Consider the following 16,947-nt stretch of genomic DNA (forward strand, 5'->3'; position numbering starts at 1 on the left):
ATCGGGTTGTATGGGGTTAAAAAGGTACTTTGACATTTTTAGGGAAATTGGGAAAAAGAATAAAAAGCATTTTAGGATTTTTCTGTAGTCCTGAACCGTCTAAGTAAGTCCATTGATGTGAATGCTGTGAGCGGATCGCGACCATAAAAGAAGGCGGTGCTTTGACTGTTTTGCCTGCCACTTTCATCGTGATGGTTTTTGGCACAAAACAAATTTCTTCTTGGTCGACGATATAGCTGTAGAGAGGTGGATTGGACTCAACCTTTTGAATTTCTAGTTTGGATTCTGCAAACATATTTTGGGCATATTTGAGCAACTTTTGGTAGTTTTCAGGACCACCGACATAATTGATCAGTGAAGGATGGGTTTTTTGTTGCATAAAACTATAATCATTATTCTTTAAATCTTGCCCTAAGCGCTGTAGGTCAGGTGCAATGATTTTAGGGTAGTCCTGTTGGCAACTTAATTGTTGTGCGTGGGCAGGGGCTAAAATGGTCAAGAATAGAATGCACGCATAAATTATTTTTATCATGTTGGATTAAATCCGCATATGTGTTGTTTTGAGTATATAAGTTTGTTAAAAAAAGTTCATCAATCATCCAGACTTAATGATACTTACCTATAGCATATCTAGATTTTGATGGTTATCACTAAGACAATAAACATCAAACCGAGTTGTTTAACTCGGTTTGATGCGCTTTAACAGGCTTTAGAGCTTACCACTTATAATTAATTTTGCCGTAATAGAATGCGCCATTAAAGCCAAAAGGTGAGAACTGACTGTACTGTAGGCTTCCACCCGTTGGTTTGTTGATGTCATAAACATCTTTATCTGGATAAACATTGGTAATGTTGTCACCGCCAAGGGTAAATTTCCAAGCTTTCAATTGATAGCTGAGGGCTAAGTCCAAAAGCCATTTTGCCGAGAATTTCTGATCGCTGGTTGAACCAGCGTTACTAAAAGTTTTGAAGCTGCCATAACGCGTGATATTGGTGTTAATACCAAAATTTCCAATTTTATAATCATTGGATAAACTGAATTTATGTTCAGGTGTACTGCCTGCCAGTAAACCATATTGTTCACGACGGTCTAAGCGTGTCAAATTGACACCCAATGCATTTAAAATGTCAGGATTTTTATCCACATTGGTGACTTCATTGCGATTAAAGTTATAAGCTAAAGATGTGGTTAACTCTCCATAAGGTAGATTCTGCCATTGGTAGTTTGCAACCAAATCCACGCCACGTGTACGTGTATCACTGGCATTATTGAAGAAACGTACACTGCTAAAGTTGGTATTGGTGATGCCTTTTGAGATCAGATAATCACGTACAGCAGGGCTGCTGGCATTGATATTTGAAGACAAGCTAATACGATCATCAATATCGATTTGATAGGCATCTAAAGTCACATACAGATTTGAAGTTGGGGTAAACACAAAGCCAAGACTGTAGTTTTTGGATTTTTCAGCTTTTAAATCCTCAGCACCGAGTAATTGCGCAACTTGAGATGAGCTTGGGAATGTACCTGCTTCAACGAATTGCCCATTGACCAGTTGAGAGGAAGTTTGGGTAAAATACTGTTGTGCTAGACTTGGCGCTCGAAACCCTGTAGAAACTGAACCACGTACAGCAACTTGCGGTAAAAGTTTATAACGTAAGGACAGTGAAGCATTATTGGTATCCCCAAAATCATCATATTTCTCATAACGATATGCGCTAGAAGCAGAAAGCTTTTGGGTAATATCCGTTTCTAAATCTAGATATCCTGCATAACTGTCTCGCGTCCATTTGCCTGTATCAGCTTGACGAAAACCAGATAAACCCGAAGATCCGCTTTTATAATAAGAATCTGGATCTCCTGCTTTAATTTGATATTGTTGGTTTAAATACTGGGCACCAAATGCAATATTCAAAGGGCTTGCAAATGCAGATATGTCATATTCTTTAGAAAGATCAATATTAAAAACAGACTGGCTATTTTTCAGCTTGCCATTATGAAATGAATTGGGTGTTGCCCCTGTGTCTTTGTACAGATCAACATTAATGGTTCGGGTATTTACATCATATTGGTTCAAACCATAATTTGCAGAAACATCATAACGCCAATCCGCGGCTTCTCCTCGTAGACCTGCAACAGCACTAAAGTCATCTAATTGACCTCGGATCAGAGGTAAGTAGCCATTCGGAAACAATGCTGGAACATTGTTTGAGGCATTGCTTAAACGATAAAATCCAGCAGTTTCAGCATTTCGATGGCTATAGGTAGAGAAACCATATAATTCGACGGTATCACTAAGGTCAAAGCCAGCATTGAAAGCAGCTTTTACTTCGTCTGATTTTGGGTCACCGAATCGAAATGTCCTTTGCCCATATGTGGTTGCATTTGGGTCACGTAAGTCTAAGCCAGCACGATTAGTTGCTTGATTGTCCTGCCATTCACCTGAAAAAATGGCATAACCATAATCGCCAAGTCGAGTTCCGCCTGAAACATAGGACTGCTTTTGCTCACCATCACCTTTATCATAAATACCGTAGCGTATACCCGCTTCACCCGTCCTAGGGTCAGACTTTAAGATGATATTGACGACACCTGCAATTGCATCTGAACCATAACGTGCAGAAGCACCTTCTCTGAGGACTTCAATACGGCTAATTGCGGAAACAGGTATTGCATTTAAGTCGGTGGGTGCTGAACCACGACCAATTGTTCCGCCCAAGTTAATAAAAGCACCAGTATGGCGACGTTTACCATTCACCAAAACCAAGACTTGATCTGGGGAGAGTCCTTTCAGTTGTACAGGACGAACCAGTTCCGTCCCATCAACGACAGTCGGGCGGGGAAAATTAATGGAAGGAATAATTTTACTCAGTGCTGTGCCTAGCTCACTGGAACCTGTTCGTTCAGTAAGTTCCTGTGCACTAATCACGTCAATCGGTTGTAGAGAATCAGTCTTAGAACGCTTTAATGAGCGTGTCCCAGTCACCACAATCGTATCTAATGTTTTAATTTCGGGAGATGTATTCAGTTGTTCTTCAGCATGTGCTTGTGGGTACAGTAAGGCTAAGATCAAACTTGCTGTGAGACTGAATGAATATTGTTTTGATAATTTACGCATAACTCTATTTTGAAGCTCTTTTTGTAACTATTTGTAGTGATCATAGTGAGCTTGAGCGGATTTAGAAAACAACTTATAAAAATATCAATAGAACAAAATCTGCAAAGTGTCTTGTTATTTAAAGCTTTCTATTGATGACTAAAGCCAATTTTATCAGTCGTGTAGATTGATCACTGGGGCTTGTTTTAGCGTGGGACTGTAGAGGTGTAAAAAAGGCTGTCATCATGACAGCCTCCAGCAAAAGAATTTTGCACCCTTTAACGTGGTGGAAACCCTGCTTCGGTTAAGGCATCTGCAACTTGTTGCTGTGTTGCTGATGTTTCAACTTGGACACTGCGATTTGGTGGATCAGCAATGACTTTTGCATTTGCATCTACAGATTGGACTGCTTTGGTGACACCACGTGCACACCCGCCACAGGTCATATTTTCAATATAAAATTCCATATCTCACCTGTTTGAAGAAGATTTAAAACCAATATAAACCTTACCACAATTGTAAGGTCAAGCTTTAATAGTTGAACTTTCTCTTAATGCTTTTCAGAAACATAGTTTATGGTGTACTTGGGTATTTCTATTTCTAATGATTCTTCTGGAACCTTTACCTGACAAGAGAGTCTGGATTCGGGGGTAAGCCCCCATGCGCGATCTAATAAATCTGCTTCAATATCATCCATTTCATTTAATTGATCAAAGCCTTGCTTTATCACTACATGACAGGTTGTGCATGCGCCAGATAAATCACATGCATGTTCGATGGGTATGCCGTGATCTAATAAGCTTTGGCATAAATTACTCCCACTTTCCACTTCTAAGGTTGCACCATCTGGGCAAATTTTTTCATGGGGAAGTACTTTAATTTTTGGCATACATAACATCCTGAAATAAACCAATAGCTTGAAAATAAGGTGTTTAGCCACCTTATTTTCACTATTGTGAGCAGAAAAATGATAAGTGGAAACGCAATATTTTTACTGAATTTTTACTGATGATGACTGAGCCAGTTGAGCATCATATTAATTTCAGCCTCTTGTGCAAGAACTACATTCTCAGCAAGTTTGCGCACTTCAGGATAATGACCGTATTGCAATTCTATTTTCGCCATATCAATTGCACCTTGGTGGTGGGGAATCATACCGCGCATAAAATCAATATCTGCATCTCCCGAAAATGAAATCATCATATCCGCATGCATCTTGTCATTTGTTTGACGAAAAGCATCTATAGCAGCTTGAACATGGTTAAGTTCAGAAAGCTGAGCATTGTTTTCTAACCATCTTTGCATGACTTCGATTTCTACCTCTTGGTCGGCAACAATATTTTCAGCTAAGCGCCGTAATTTGGCATCAGCGCCATATTGTAGAACAACTTTTGCCATATCAATGGCACCCTGATGATGCGGAATCATCCCTTTCATGAAATCCATATCTACATTTCCAGTGAAATCAATTTGCATTTGTGTATGCATACGGTGGTTCACGACCATATAGGCATTGATAGAAGCTTGATTCGGCAGATTTGATCCATTCATATCCTGGCGTTGAGAATGGTTTGTGTGGTTATTATTACTCATTGAAGTTCCCTTTAAGTTTTAGATAAAATTTTGCATATTAAAAATCACTGTATCTATCACACTTTTTAGAACAGAAATTTTATGGAGATCAATACTTACCGCAATGATGGAAGTTACTGCTTATTCCATGAACGGTCTATGGACTCTAAATAATTTAGAGTTCCTTAATATTTAATCATTCTAATCTTTACAATCATGTGAAGGTCAAGCACAAAATAATTTGTTTTAAATGTCGCAACAGCGTTTTTTATAAAGTGATGCTTTTAGATAATTGGCAAAGCACTTTATACCGAATAAATCATGAAACTTATCCAATACCTGAGCAATGAATTGACCTGTTTTTAAAAGATTGCAATAGCACACTTTATTTTGAATATTGCAAGTTTGGTCTAAGCTTAGCTTGATTGTATAGAGATAAAACCTCATACAATTGATCAATACTTAATTTTTGGAGCAACTTTATTAAAGTCAGTCTTGATTCAACCAAAGCAGATATACAAAATTTGAGCATTGATAGTAAACTCTGATCTTAAACTTTAGCGCATAAGAACAGGACCATGAGAGAAGATCATTTATATTCAGTTATTTATCAAGATATTCAAGAGGCTTTGGCTGAAATTCAACAATTAACACAAGATCAGCATCTATGCGCCCTTGGTTTGGGAATGGTTGAAGATTTATGTGGTTTCTTTTATGTGGGATGCACCATAGAAAACCTTAAATCTTTTGAAGATGTGTACGAAGCATGGTGGATTTCAGAATGGCAATATTCTAGTACTGCCAATAATCATACACATGATGCGATCATGGCACTCTATGAAGCATTGGGTAAACAATGTACTGATGAACAATATGTTGCTTTGAGAGAGCATTATCAAAATACCATCATCCAAGCATTACAAGATTTAAGAGATGCAGGAAAATTAAAAAATAAGCAGGGCGAAGAAATCATGGTGATTATTCAGTATGCTGATTCATTTGATGAGGACTTTGAGGAGAGTAGCTTCGCTCAGATCAATCCTGAGTTTTTGGTACCACTCTTTAAAAATCGCTTTAAACAAAAATCAGGTGAAAATCTATATGATTATCTGTTGCAAAAAATAGCAGTTTAAACACATTTAAAGCGCAATAAAAAAGCTGAGTTCAACAACTCAGCTTTTTTATTGCGACATGATTGATCTTAAAGATCTGAAAGATCAACACCAATACGTGCAGCAACTTCTTCATAAGCTTCAACCACACCACCTAAGCCTTGGCGGAAACGGTCTTTATCGAGTTTTTTCTTAGTGTCTTTATCCCATAGACGGCAACCGTCTGGAGAGAACTCATCACCTAAAACAATACGGTCATGGAACACACCAAATTCAAGTTTGAAATCAACAAGAAGCATGTTGCCTTGAGCAAATAAGTCTTTAAGTACCACATTCACTTTTTGAGTCAATTCTTTCATTTGAGCAAGCTGTTCCGCATTTGCCCAACCTAAAGCAATTGCTTGAGACTCATTCACCATAGGATCGCCTAAAGCGTCATCCTTAAAGAACAATTCAAAAGTTGGTGGAACAAGTTCTAAACCTTCTTCAACACCTAGACGACGGCATAATGAACCTGCTGCATAGTTACGCATGACGCACTCTACAGGAATCATTTGCAATTTTTTAACCAAAACTTCAGTTGGAGAAAGAAGTTTTTCAAAATGAGTTTCGATACCCGCCGCTGCCAATTTTTCCATGATAAAGGCATTAAAACGGTTGTTCACCTTACCTTTACGATCTAGTTGCTCTATTTTTTCGCCATTGAATGCAGATGCATCATCACGGAAAACTAGAATTAGATGATCCGCGCTATCTGTTTCATAAACAGATTTCGCTTTACCAGTATAGAGCAAGGTTTGTTTTAACATGGGGGAACCTTTTGCAAAAAAAAATTGCCTAGAACGACTAGGCTGGCCAGTTTTGGTAAATCTGGGTCAATAATCCTGCAGCTTTTTCTTTATCTGCAAAACTATTGTCTGCGTTAAACACAGCAAGTGTGTTGCTTGAACCTACTGAGCTAAGTCTGAGTATATAAGTTGAATTATCGATTTTCACAGTTGCCTCATTGGCATTTTTGCTTTGACCGATTAGCTTATAATTTAGACTACTGAGGGTTGCAAGTGTGTACTGCCAAATTGTAGCAGAATTTCCATCAATTTTGATCAATGGATTGCCATTTCCGTCAGTTAAAATTTGAGGTCTGCCCACAGTTTCAGTGCTTGTTGCACTTTCATCTGTTGATGTGTTGACTTGAGCAACTTCTGGGCGAGGCACGTCATAACGATTGCCTTTTTTATTTTCAAATTTAGGTGCATGCTGAAGCGCCAGCGGGTCAACAATAGGAGCTGGATACATAGGCGTTGCAGGTCTAACTGTTGAACCTTCAGGGTACTTAAGCGGCTCTACTGTGGTCGTATTTTTATAATCTAAAGAACCATTATTGATTCCAAGGGAACTACAACCCGCCAAACTTAAAGCTGAAATGGCAAGAGTTAAACCTAAACGTAATTGCATAATACTAAGCTCTTATTAAATGAGACCTACTGCTTTGAGTTCTTCACGCAGAGGCGCACGGTATTTTTCTGCAAGTGGAGTTAACGGTAAGCGAATACCTGTACCAATCAATTCCATTTCATGAAGTGCCCATTTCACTGGAATTGGGTTCGATTCGCAAAATAGAATATTGTTTAATTTTGCAACTTGGTCATCTTTAACCTTTGCAGTACTTGCATCACCAGCAAGTGCAGCTGCACAAAGTTCACTCATGATTTTAGGAGCAATATTGGCAGTCACAGAGATATTGCCTTTTGCGCCTAACTGCATCAGTTCATTTGCTGTAGCATCATCACCAGAATACACCAACATGTTTTTGCCTTGTAAACCATCAATCAATTGTTTACCACGTGGTACATCGCCTGTTGCATCTTTAATTCCAACGATTTGAGGAATATCTGCTAAACGAATGGCGGTATCATTGTGTAAATCAACGCCTGTGCGACCTGGAACATTGTAAAGAATGATAGGTAAATCAACAGCTTCTGCAACTGCTTTATAATGTTGGAATAAGCCTTCTTGTGTTGGCTTGTTATAATAAGGGGTCACTAAAAGTGCGGCATCTGCGCCGAGCTGTTTAGCTTCTTTGGTGAGTTCGATCGCTTCGTGTGTCGAGTTTGCACCAGTACCGGCAATAATTGGAATACGTTTATTGGCTACACGGATAATTTCTTTAATTACTTCTGTGTGTTCTGCCATGCTAAGAGTAGATGCTTCACCAGTTGTACCGACAGCAACAATACTATTAGTGCCTTGTTCTATGTGCCACTCAACGAGCTTCTCGAGACCCTTCCAATCTACGCTGCCATCTTCAAACATAGGGGTGACGATTGCGACAATTGAGCCTTGAATGGTCTGTGCTTGCTGAGTCATTTTAAAAAAATATCCTATTTTTCCATCCGCATGCGTTTGAGTAAACAAGGATTGGGATGGTTGCAGTATTTTGATTTGAGCGAAAAGCAATCATTCGAAAGATTGCATAATGCTTACCCAAATTATGACTGATTCAGCGAGACAGAACAATATGCTTTAGTCAAAGCTTGGAAATTCTTTAAAAAAAGCAACAATTCACTCACATTTCAGTTGAATAAATTTTATTTTTAGATTTTTTATGCTGAAAATACAGGTGATTTTTTGCATATATACTTGCATGAAATTTATACCAGCCTAAGTTTCAAAAATAAAACCCTAAGACATTCTATAGACTGTTTTGTATTCGGTTGTTGGGTTATTGAGAGTTTATTATCGAGTATTGAAATTGTCTTATCAGATTATTAACACACTGGGCATACTTTGAAGCTGAGTTTGCTGTGGTGATAGATGCAATGATGGTGTAAATACTTCACCATTTTGAGATCATTTGATCAAGCTGCAAAACTGAATCCTTGATTTTGATAAGAAGCTCGCAAAAGTGAGCTTTTTTATTGTATGTTAGGTCATCAACGCGTGTCATATTGATCATTAGAATAGCTGAGATTTAGCCAGTATAAGGATAGGGAAATGTTGCAAACTGAGCGTAGCGCCTTAATTGTTGTCGATGTGCAAAATGGTTTTACTTCAGGGGGAAACCTAGCGGTTGCCCAAGCAGAAAGAATCATACCGACCATCAATCAATTGGCAGATCATTTTGACAATATTGTACTGACACAAGACTGGCATCCTGCAAACCATATTTCTTTTGTTGAACAACATCCTCAACATAAAGCTTATGATGTCATTCAACTGGACTATGGTCCACAAGTGCTGTGGCCCTCTCATTGTGTGCAAGACACAGAGGATGCTGAATTCCATCCTGATTTAAATATTCCTACTGCGCAATTGATTATTCGTAAAGGTTTTCATTCGCACATTGACAGTTACTCAGCCTTTATGGAAGCAGATCATAAAACCACAACAGGTTTGGCAGGGTATTTGCGAGAACGTCAGATCGACACTGTATATATTGTTGGCATTGCGACAGACTTTTGCGTCGCGTGGACTGCAATGGACGCGGCTAGATTAGGTTTTAAGACCTTTGTGATTTCTGATGCGACCAAAGCAATTGATCTGCACGGCTCATTACAACATGCATGGCAAGAAATGCTGGCTGCTGGCGTAAAGCGTATGGTTTCAAAAGATATTCTTGATTACCCTCAATCATAAATGACTGCATAAATTTGAGCATTTGAGAAAAGTGATACTGATTTAAACGACATGCTTTAAGATAAGCCTTGATTTTAAACCTATTTGGGTAGGGACAATGTCAGCAATTTTACGCTTTAGTCAGTTTGTGCAAAAAACTTTTGCACTTTGGGTCGTTGTATTTGCATTCATCGCATTATGCTTTCCCGATGCATTTGTATGGATGAAAGCTTATATTCCATGGGTTCTTGGCATCATTATGCTAGGGATGGGAATGACCATGACAGTCGATGAGTTTAAAAATGTATTGTCCAATCCAAAAGCAGTGGTGATCGGTGTGGTGGCTCATTTTGTGGTGATGCCAAGCGTAGCATTTTTTCTCTGTAAGATTTTTAATTTACCGCCGGAAATCGCTGTAGGGGTGATCCTCGTTGGATGTTGCCCAGGAGGGACTGCTTCCAATGTGATTACTTATATGGCAAAGGGCAATACCGCTTTATCTGTCACATGTACTTCTGTTTCAACATTTTTAGCGCCTATTTTAACACCTGCTATTTTCTATGTTTTGGCAAGCCAATGGATTCCGATTGATGCAGGTTCAATGTTTATAGATATTCTTAAAGTGGTGATCTTCCCGATCATCTTGGGTGTGATCTTAAGAAGTGTGTTCAAACAAAAGACTGAGCAGTATATCCAAGTGATGCCATTGGTCTCTGTAATTGCGATTGTCGTCATCGTCGCAGCAATTATTGCTGCCAGTAAGGCATCTATTTTGCAATCAGGTTTGCTGATTCTTGGTGTGGTTATTCTACATAACGGACTAGGTTTTTTACTGGGCTATTGGGCAAGTCGTTTATTCAATTTATCTTACCCAGATTCCAAAGCTGTAGCGATTGAGGTGGGTATGCAAAACTCAGGCTTAGGGGTAACCTTGGCTGCGCTTCATTTTGCTGCGTCTCCTGTGACTGCTGTTCCCAGCGCAATTTTCAGTTTATGGCATAATATTTCGGGTCCAATCTTAGCCACATACTGGGCAGCGAAAGCGGATAAAATGTCGGAAAATAAACCCTAGTACCGTACAACTTTAGCGCTCATTTAGAGCGCTGAATTTTAGTTTTTTATTTACAGTGATTTATTCACTATCAAGTTGTTTTAAAAACTCATCTTCAGTCAGTACAACAAATCCATGTTGTTCCAAGAGGGCAGTCGTGACACCTTTGCCTTGCACTTTTTGCCCAGAGAATGAACCATCATAAATCATATTTGAACCGCAAGAAGGGCTATTGGCTTTTAAAATAATGTGTGTAACCTGATGTTGTTGTGCAAGTTTAAGTGTTTTTTCTGCACCCTGAATAAATGCTGAAGAAACATCGTCACCATTGGCATCTTGTACTCTAGCTTGTCCCAATAAAACAGAATAACCATCACCACCCACAATTTCAGCAGATGGTCGAGGTGTACTTAAACCACCTGAAACTTCAGGGCAAATCACAACAGCTTGTTGATTGTCGAGCAACTGTTTAAGTTTATCGTGTAAACAGTTTTGAGCATCATAACGGACATTTTCACCAACAAGACATGCGCTGATCAGGTATTTTGGGATCATCTTGAGTTTAATTCGAGCTGCATTAAATCCATGCCAATATCATATAAATCAGTTTTAAAGTCGAGACTTAATTGTTCTGTAAAGGCAAATTTTTGATAGAATTTTTTTGCACGCGCATTGGTTTTTAACACTTCTAAGAAGATATAGGCTTGATGATGTTGATTTGCAATCTCAATCATATATTGCATTAAATGTGCGGCTATATGTTTTCCAATGACATCTTTGAGTAAATAAATTTTCTGTAATTCAGCACCCATACGCGCTAAATTGGGCTGGTATTGATTAAGGTTGAGTTTGGCGTAGCCGATCAGTTGAGCATGCTCATTTTCAGCCAATATCCAAATTTGTTGCGGGTCCGCTAGAGATTTCGATAAGTTTTCAAGACTAAAATCTTGGTTGAGAAAATTTTGTAATCCTTGTTCTGTCCAAATATCACTAAAATGTTGGCGATATGTTGTGTTGCCTAGTGCATAAAGTTGATTTGCATGGAGAATCGTGGCTTGGTAAATTTTCATGATGTTTTATCTTAAAATGATGGCTTATTATGATTTGATGCGATGTTCAATCATTGATGATTTTCATGTGATAATCAATCTGAAATATGGGAAATGAATGTTGCTATGAGCGTTTATGTGGATCGTGCAAAAGTACCGTTTAAAGGCAAAGAATGGTGTCATCTCATGGCAGATACACTAGAGGAATTACACCATTTTGCAAACACGTTAGGCATAGATTCGCGTTTATTTCATCGTTCTGCATCTTATCCTCATTATGATATTACTCTGCAAATGCGGGTCATCGCCATTGCGCATGGGGCAATTGATGCTGATCGGAAAACCATTATTGCTTGTGGAAAGCAGCTTAAACTTCAATTAAATCAATCTTGATAAATGTTGTGTGAATAGTCATAAAATAATTTATATCAAATGGTTAATATTAATAATCTTTTAAAATGCCAATAATTTTTGCTGCTTCTAAAGCTATCCAAAAACGAGTAATACCTAAGCTTGTTGTGGGCTTTATGCCTGTTAATTCTTCTATAACTTTCAATCTATAGACTAGTGTTTGCCGATGAATATCTAATTTAGAAGCGGTTACCTTCCAATTGCCATCATATTTTAAAAATACGGCTAAGGTTTTGAGCAATGGTAGGGAGTTAGTTTGTTCATATTCTAAAATACGACCAAAATAATGACCAACAACAGCTCTTGCTTCTGCAACAGTCTTAGGACCTAAGGCTAGTTCTAAATCTAGATGGTTGTAGTGAATTAAATCGGTTTGGCTTTCTTTGATTCTTCCTAAAGCTAAACATGACTGGAAAATACTTTCTTTGAAACCAAGCATTGCTGTAATTGGGCTACTTATGCCTATTTTTGTCCCCTTTCCAAAACAATTAATAAGCGCATTTAATAAATTACTATCGTCAGGAAGTACTGCAAATATTCTATTTTCATCACGAGAAAATAATGGATAAATTTTATAAAATTCAGGTATATGATGGATATTTGTGTATTGGCGAGATCCTTTATTTGAGGGAATAATTGCAATAGTAACTAATTTACCTAGTAAGCCACGTCTTTCTAACATAATTTTTGCAGCACCAAACTCAATTTCCCCATTTAACAAGTCATCAAATAAAGCTTCACCTTCTTCTCGAATTCCATCACGGTCTATCATTTCACGTTCTAGCTCAATACTCAGTAAGCCAGCTAATATGCGTGGTAAAAATGTCTCATCAAAAAAACGTGACTCTTTATTAATAATATTTAAAGTGGTTTGGGTTCTACCCGGTATTTTTACACTATATGTAATATTATCTTTTGGTACTGGAAAATTAAAATTAAAAATAGGAGTGAGAGTTTCATTATCTAAGATTTGTAAATTTAAAGATAACTTTTGTTCGATAATCTGTAGTCGTTCATCTAATTGTGAACTTTCCCATAACGCATCAGTATAGACTTGAAATAACTTATTTCCTGCATCAAAACGGTCTCTCTGAGCTTGTAAAACGCTTTCAATGACCAAACGCGCTAATCTTAAAAACTCTAAATCAAAACTAGCTCCTAATATTGGAAATCCCAAATCACTTGCTTCATCAAGCATCTCCTGAGTAATAGAAGGTGAAAAATCTCTAGGGGCAATAACAATGGCACTCGCTTGAGCTTCAGCGAGCTGACGTAACCATTCTATCTGTTCAATTGGTTCAATTGGTAAACCACCACCAGTGGTCATCACGAGGGTGCCAGGAGATATCCAATGCCAAGGATCTGGTAAATCTACAGCATGAGCCCATTTTACTATTCGTTTGCCGCCTGATCTACCAGATTTAAAAGTTAGACCTAAATTATTGTTTTTTACCAATTCATCAATAGTAATCATAAGCATCCTACTTTTTTCATCATACATTTGTATAAAAGATAGCAGTTTTTATACTTATCTTACCAATAGAATCGTGCTCAACATGGGCTTAACATCCTCAATCAATACTAAAAATGTTTGAGGAATAACAAATGAATGAAGCACTTAGGGATGAGCTCATCAAATTACCAAATATTCCATATTGGTATAAAAAAACTGATGAAAGACCATCGTTAAATACTGAAGTTGATGCTGATATAGTCATTATTGGAGCTGGTTACACAGGCTTATGGACTGCGTATTATTTACTTAGAGCATTACCTTCTCTTAGCGTTGTAATTTTAGAGCGTGAACATGCTGGATTTGGAGCATCAGGTCGTAATGGCGGTTGGGCTTCTGCCATATTTCCAATTTCACTGTCTAAAGTAGCAAAAAATTCATCTCATCAAAGTGCACTGTTTTTACAGCAAATTATGAATGAGACAGTAGATGAAATTGGTCAAGTTCTTCAATTAGAAGGTATTGATGCAAATTATTCTAAAGACGGATTTTTATCAATTGCTCGAACACAGGCCCAACTACAGCGTGCAAAATCTTCAGTTAAGGCTTCGAAAGATTTTGGTTTACCTGACCAATGGTATTTCCTTGATGCTAAAGCAACAAGATCAAAGATTAATGTTTCTAATGCATTGGGGGCAATTTATACGCCACATTGTGCTGTAATTCATCCAGGTAAGCTTGTTAGAGGTTTGGCTAAAACTGTAGAAAAATTAGGTGCTAAAATTTATGAGAAAAGTGCTGTAACACATATAAATTCTGGGCAAGTTACGACTCTAACAGGCAAAGTTAAAGCGCCTATTATTGTAAAAGCTACAGAAAGTTATTCATGCCAATTAGATGGATATAAACGATCAATTATTCCTTTGTATTCATTAGTACTGGCCACCGAACCAATTCCTGCATCTGTAAGAAATGATCTGAAGTTAAACCATAGGTTAGCTTTTAATGATATGAGGCATTTGCGTGTCTATGCACAAATGACTGCTGATGGACGGTTGATTTTTGGTGGGCGTGGCGCACCTTATCACTATGGTTCAACAATTTCACCTGAATTTGATCTTGTTGATAACGTTCATGAAAGTATCCGTAGCACTATTAATGATTTTTTCCCAACTTTAAGCAGTTTAAAAATAACTCATCGATGGGGCGGAGCACTTGGGGTTGCCCGCGATTGGTCACCATCTGTAGGTTTTGATCAGAATACTGGTATTGCTTGGGGTGGCCATTATGTTGGGGATGGCGTCGCGATGAGTAACCTTTCAGGACGAATTCTTAAGAACTTAATTTTGAATATTTCAGAACCAATTAATAAGCTGCCAATCGTAAATCATGCTTCTCCTTTATGGGAACCTGAGCCTTTACGATGGATGGGGATTAATTTTGGTTTATCTGCAACGGCGTTTGCCGATAAAGAAGAAAACATGACTAACCGTCCTTCTACAGTTGCATCTGCACTAGAAGCATTGACTGGCGCTCATTAATTCTAAAGGAGTAACTATATGACAAGTATGACTATTGTTAAGCGCGATGAAATTGAAAACGGTAACTTACCTGCTGCAGGTTTACGTGCTGGCGCTGATAGTGGAAACCCTCAATTAGGAGTTCAAACTCTTGCACCTAATGCTCAAGGGAATTTAGGGATTTGGGAGTGTCAACCAGGAGGATGGCCTGTTATCGACAGAAAGGATACCGAGTTTTGCTACATTATTTCAGGTAAAGCAACTCTAACTGATGACAAGACAGGTGAGGCCATTTCTGTAAGTGAAGGCGATTTAATAATTCTACCTGTTGGCTGGACAGGTCGTTGGGATGTTACTGAAACAGTTCGAAAAATATTCACAATTTATTAATTCAATCATTTCCTTAAGGAAAATATCTAAAGTTAAGGAGAATCAAATGAGCCAAATCGTTGGACATTTTATCAATGGCGAAGTAGTTGTAGATGAAAGCAATACTCAACCAGTATTCAATCCATCAACAGGTGAGATCAGTAAGCAAGTAAGTTTAGGTGGAGCTAAAACAATCGATGAAGCAGTCGCTTCAGCTAAAGCAGCATTTCCATCATGGAGTAAAACACCTCCACTAAAACGTGCTCGCATCATGTTTAAATTTAAAGAATTACTAGAGCAAAATAGTGCTGAAATTTGTCGTTTAATTGGCGAAGAGCATGGGAAAATTATTCATGATGCAGCTGGAGAATTACAGCGTGGTATTGAGAATGTCGAATATGCATGTGGTGCGCCTGAATTATTGAAAGGCGAACATAGTCGTAATGTTGGTCCAAATATTGATTCGTGGAGTGAATTTCATCCACTAGGTGTGGTTGCGGGTATTACACCATTCAATTTTCCTGTAATGGTTCCGCTATGGATGTTCCCAATGGCAATTGTATGTGGAAATACTTTTGTCCTAAAACCTTCTGAACGGGATCCTAGTGCGACTTTATATATTGCTCAGTTGTTAAAAGAAGCTGGTTTACCTGATGGTGTACTTAACGTAGTAAATGGTGGCAAAGAAGCTGTAGATGCTATTTTGGTTAATAAAGACATTCAGGCAGTAAGTTTTGTGGGGTCTACTCCAATTGCTGAATATATTTATAGAACTGCTACCGCCAATGGTAAGCGTTGCCAAGCTCTTGGCGGTGCGAAGAATCACGCAATTGTTTTGCCTGATGCAGATTTAGATAATGTCGTGAATTCCTTATTAGGAGCTGCTTTTGGTTCTTCTGGCGAGCGATGTATGGCTCTATCTGTTGCGGTTGCAGTTGGTGATGAAATTGCTGACAAAATGATTGCAGCTTTAAAAGATGCGATGGCAGGTTTAAAAGTAGGTATTCATTCAGATAAACAAAATGATTTTGGACCTGTAATTACCGTAGAACATAAAACCAAAGTTATTGGACATATTAAGAGTGCTGAGCAGCAAGGAGCTACTATTTGTGTAGATGGTTCAGATCTCGTTCATTCAGATTACGAAAATGGTTTTTATGTCGGGGCTACATTGATCGATGGGGTTACCAAAGACATGAGTAGTTATCAGGCAGAGATCTTCGGCCCAGTACTTCAGGTTATGCGTGTTAAGACAATGCAGGAAGCAATGGAATTAATCAATGAACATGAGTATGGGAATGGTACCTGTATTTATACTAGAGATGGAGAAGCTGCTCGTTATTTTGCAGATAACATTCAAGTTGGTATGGTTGGTATTAATATTCCACTGCCTGTGCCAGTAGCTTATCAAAGTTTCGGTGGCTGGAAGCGTTCATTATTTGGTGATTTATTTATGTATGGTCCAGACGGCGTACGTTTCTTCACTCGCCGCAAGACGATCACTCAGCGTTGGCCAACTGCACAAATACGAGAAGGTGCTCAATTTTCAATGCCTACCTTATAGTTTGAATAATAATACAAAATAGTTGAATGGCTTAAACCTCTTGATGTTTAAGCCATTTTTCTTGAATTAAGTAAACATTTTCTGCTTTCCCATTAATGAGAGAATTCTAAACTTGAGCTTTCCAGTTCTTTTC

General features: G+C 38.2%; 18 protein-coding genes. 7 read left to right on the plus strand and 11 right to left on the minus strand.

Going from position 1 to position 16,947, the window contains the following annotated elements:
• Nucleotides 1-16 precede the first annotated feature (16 nt).
• The 5 genes from TOL5_RS00395 to TOL5_RS00415 form a co-directional block, all read right to left on the minus strand.
• Nucleotides 17-499: a hypothetical protein gene (locus TOL5_RS00395; RefSeq protein ID WP_227543958.1), complete on the minus strand. Its 483-nt coding sequence runs from the start codon at nucleotides 497-499 to the stop codon at nucleotides 17-19.
• A gap of 217 nt (nucleotides 500-716) precedes the next feature.
• Nucleotides 717-3,119, minus strand: coding sequence for a TonB-dependent receptor plug domain-containing protein (locus tag TOL5_RS00400; RefSeq protein WP_199935004.1), 2,403 nt, complete (start codon nucleotides 3,117-3,119; stop codon nucleotides 717-719).
• A 257-nt stretch (nucleotides 3,120-3,376) separates the two neighbouring features.
• A complete protein-coding gene (locus TOL5_RS00405; RefSeq protein WP_004825842.1) occupies nucleotides 3,377-3,565 on the minus strand; it encodes a heavy-metal-associated domain-containing protein in 189 nt (62 codons plus the stop codon).
• A gap of 83 nt (nucleotides 3,566-3,648) precedes the next feature.
• Complete coding sequence (fdx, locus tag TOL5_RS00410; protein ID WP_121774020.1) at nucleotides 3,649-3,987, minus strand: ISC system 2Fe-2S type ferredoxin; 339 nt, start codon at nucleotides 3,985-3,987, stop codon at nucleotides 3,649-3,651.
• A 113-nt stretch (nucleotides 3,988-4,100) separates the two neighbouring features.
• On the minus strand, nucleotides 4,101-4,691 hold the full coding sequence (locus TOL5_RS00415) for a DUF305 domain-containing protein (RefSeq protein WP_046760206.1): 591 nt from the start codon (nucleotides 4,689-4,691) through the stop codon (nucleotides 4,101-4,103).
• A gap of 557 nt (nucleotides 4,692-5,248) precedes the next feature.
• On the opposite strand from TOL5_RS00415, the gene TOL5_RS00420 reads away from it, so the two are divergent.
• The gene (locus tag TOL5_RS00420) at nucleotides 5,249-5,803 is read left to right on the plus strand and encodes a DUF4303 domain-containing protein (RefSeq protein WP_121774019.1); all 555 of its coding nucleotides are present in this window, start codon (nucleotides 5,249-5,251) and stop codon (nucleotides 5,801-5,803) included.
• A gap of 68 nt (nucleotides 5,804-5,871) precedes the next feature.
• Here TOL5_RS00420 and purC read toward each other — a convergent pair whose 3' ends face one another.
• The 3 genes from purC to dapA are packed head-to-tail and all read right to left on the minus strand — an operon-like array spanning nucleotide 5,872 to nucleotide 8,149.
• Nucleotides 5,872-6,591, minus strand: coding sequence for a phosphoribosylaminoimidazolesuccinocarboxamide synthase (purC, locus tag TOL5_RS00425; RefSeq protein WP_004825848.1), 720 nt, complete (start codon nucleotides 6,589-6,591; stop codon nucleotides 5,872-5,874).
• A gap of 37 nt (nucleotides 6,592-6,628) precedes the next feature.
• Complete coding sequence (locus TOL5_RS00430; RefSeq protein ID WP_009585430.1) at nucleotides 6,629-7,237, minus strand: hypothetical protein; 609 nt, start codon at nucleotides 7,235-7,237, stop codon at nucleotides 6,629-6,631.
• Between the two features lie 15 nt (nucleotides 7,238-7,252).
• A complete protein-coding gene (gene dapA / locus TOL5_RS00435) occupies nucleotides 7,253-8,149 on the minus strand; it encodes a 4-hydroxy-tetrahydrodipicolinate synthase (protein ID WP_004825854.1) in 897 nt (298 codons plus the stop codon).
• Between the two features lie 627 nt (nucleotides 8,150-8,776).
• On the opposite strand from dapA, the gene pncA reads away from it, so the two are divergent.
• Together pncA and TOL5_RS00445 are read left to right on the plus strand one after the other, a co-directional pair.
• Nucleotides 8,777-9,418, plus strand: a complete 642-nt coding sequence (gene pncA / locus TOL5_RS00440) for a bifunctional nicotinamidase/pyrazinamidase (protein ID WP_042087787.1) — start codon at nucleotides 8,777-8,779, stop codon at nucleotides 9,416-9,418.
• 97 nt (nucleotides 9,419-9,515) lie between these two features.
• Entirely contained in the window at nucleotides 9,516-10,469 is a 954-nt protein-coding gene (locus TOL5_RS00445) for a bile acid:sodium symporter family protein (protein ID WP_005035029.1), read from the plus strand.
• Nucleotides 10,470-10,529: 60 nt separating this feature from the next.
• Here the strand turns inward: TOL5_RS00445 and TOL5_RS00450 are convergent, their stop codons facing one another.
• The gene (locus TOL5_RS00450) at nucleotides 10,530-11,003 is read right to left on the minus strand and encodes a DUF523 domain-containing protein (protein ID WP_046760202.1); all 474 of its coding nucleotides are present in this window, start codon (nucleotides 11,001-11,003) and stop codon (nucleotides 10,530-10,532) included.
• Complete coding sequence (locus tag TOL5_RS00455; protein WP_046760201.1) at nucleotides 11,000-11,518, minus strand: GNAT family N-acetyltransferase; 519 nt, start codon at nucleotides 11,516-11,518, stop codon at nucleotides 11,000-11,002. Before TOL5_RS00455 ends, TOL5_RS00450 begins: the two co-directional genes overlap by 4 nt.
• A 105-nt stretch (nucleotides 11,519-11,623) precedes the next feature.
• Here TOL5_RS00455 and TOL5_RS00460 point away from each other — a divergent pair, with 105 nt between their 5' ends.
• The gene (locus tag TOL5_RS00460; protein WP_162987662.1) at nucleotides 11,624-11,890 is read left to right on the plus strand and encodes a DUF4031 domain-containing protein; all 267 of its coding nucleotides are present in this window, start codon (nucleotides 11,624-11,626) and stop codon (nucleotides 11,888-11,890) included.
• 49 nt (nucleotides 11,891-11,939) lie between these two features.
• Here TOL5_RS00460 and TOL5_RS00465 read toward each other — a convergent pair whose 3' ends face one another.
• Nucleotides 11,940-13,382, minus strand: a complete 1,443-nt coding sequence (locus TOL5_RS00465) for a PucR family transcriptional regulator (protein ID WP_009585376.1) — start codon at nucleotides 13,380-13,382, stop codon at nucleotides 11,940-11,942.
• A 131-nt stretch (nucleotides 13,383-13,513) separates the two neighbouring features.
• Between TOL5_RS00465 and TOL5_RS00470 the strand changes: the two genes are divergently transcribed.
• From TOL5_RS00470 to TOL5_RS00480, 3 genes are read left to right on the plus strand one after another with little or no spacing between them, the layout of a single operon-like run.
• On the plus strand, nucleotides 13,514-14,902 hold the full coding sequence (locus TOL5_RS00470) for an NAD(P)/FAD-dependent oxidoreductase (protein ID WP_009585380.1): 1,389 nt from the start codon (nucleotides 13,514-13,516) through the stop codon (nucleotides 14,900-14,902).
• Nucleotides 14,903-14,920: 18 nt separating this feature from the next.
• Nucleotides 14,921-15,271, plus strand: a complete 351-nt coding sequence (locus TOL5_RS00475) for a cupin domain-containing protein (RefSeq protein ID WP_009585363.1) — start codon at nucleotides 14,921-14,923, stop codon at nucleotides 15,269-15,271.
• A gap of 46 nt (nucleotides 15,272-15,317) precedes the next feature.
• A complete protein-coding gene (locus tag TOL5_RS00480; RefSeq protein ID WP_009585367.1) occupies nucleotides 15,318-16,814 on the plus strand; it encodes a CoA-acylating methylmalonate-semialdehyde dehydrogenase in 1,497 nt (498 codons plus the stop codon).
• The last annotated feature ends 133 nt before the right edge of the window (nucleotides 16,815-16,947 follow it).

The organism is Acinetobacter sp. Tol 5, assembly GCF_019702905.1.
GTDB lineage: Bacteria > Pseudomonadota > Gammaproteobacteria > Pseudomonadales > Moraxellaceae > Acinetobacter > Acinetobacter bereziniae.

Excerpts from the sequence above, each read along its gene's own strand:
- pncA (WP_042087787.1), top strand. The coding sequence starts at position 8,777 with ATGTTGCAAACTGAGCGTAGCGCCTTAATTGTTGTCGATGTGCAAAAT.
- TOL5_RS00415 (WP_046760206.1), bottom strand. The coding sequence starts at position 4,691 with ATGAGTAATAATAACCACACAAACCATTCTCAACGCCAGGATATGAAT.
- purC (WP_004825848.1), bottom strand. The coding sequence starts at position 6,591 with ATGTTAAAACAAACCTTGCTCTATACTGGTAAAGCGAAATCTGTTTAT.
- TOL5_RS00455 (WP_046760201.1), bottom strand. The coding sequence starts at position 11,518 with ATGAAAATTTACCAAGCCACGATTCTCCATGCAAATCAACTTTATGCA.
- TOL5_RS00420 (WP_121774019.1), top strand. The coding sequence starts at position 5,249 with ATGAGAGAAGATCATTTATATTCAGTTATTTATCAAGATATTCAAGAG.
- fdx (WP_121774020.1), bottom strand. The coding sequence starts at position 3,987 with ATGCCAAAAATTAAAGTACTTCCCCATGAAAAAATTTGCCCAGATGGT.
- TOL5_RS00430 (WP_009585430.1), bottom strand. The coding sequence starts at position 7,237 with ATGCAATTACGTTTAGGTTTAACTCTTGCCATTTCAGCTTTAAGTTTG.
- TOL5_RS00405 (WP_004825842.1), bottom strand. The coding sequence starts at position 3,565 with ATGGAATTTTATATTGAAAATATGACCTGTGGCGGGTGTGCACGTGGT.
- TOL5_RS00400 (WP_199935004.1), bottom strand. The coding sequence starts at position 3,119 with ATGCGTAAATTATCAAAACAATATTCATTCAGTCTCACAGCAAGTTTG.
- TOL5_RS00460 (WP_162987662.1), top strand. The coding sequence starts at position 11,624 with ATGAGCGTTTATGTGGATCGTGCAAAAGTACCGTTTAAAGGCAAAGAA.
- TOL5_RS00470 (WP_009585380.1), top strand. The coding sequence starts at position 13,514 with ATGAATGAAGCACTTAGGGATGAGCTCATCAAATTACCAAATATTCCA.
- TOL5_RS00445 (WP_005035029.1), top strand. The coding sequence starts at position 9,516 with ATGTCAGCAATTTTACGCTTTAGTCAGTTTGTGCAAAAAACTTTTGCA.
- dapA (WP_004825854.1), bottom strand. The coding sequence starts at position 8,149 with ATGACTCAGCAAGCACAGACCATTCAAGGCTCAATTGTCGCAATCGTC.
- TOL5_RS00450 (WP_046760202.1), bottom strand. The coding sequence starts at position 11,003 with ATGATCCCAAAATACCTGATCAGCGCATGTCTTGTTGGTGAAAATGTC.
- TOL5_RS00465 (WP_009585376.1), bottom strand. The coding sequence starts at position 13,382 with ATGATTACTATTGATGAATTGGTAAAAAACAATAATTTAGGTCTAACT.
- TOL5_RS00480 (WP_009585367.1), top strand. The coding sequence starts at position 15,318 with ATGAGCCAAATCGTTGGACATTTTATCAATGGCGAAGTAGTTGTAGAT.
- TOL5_RS00475 (WP_009585363.1), top strand. The coding sequence starts at position 14,921 with ATGACAAGTATGACTATTGTTAAGCGCGATGAAATTGAAAACGGTAAC.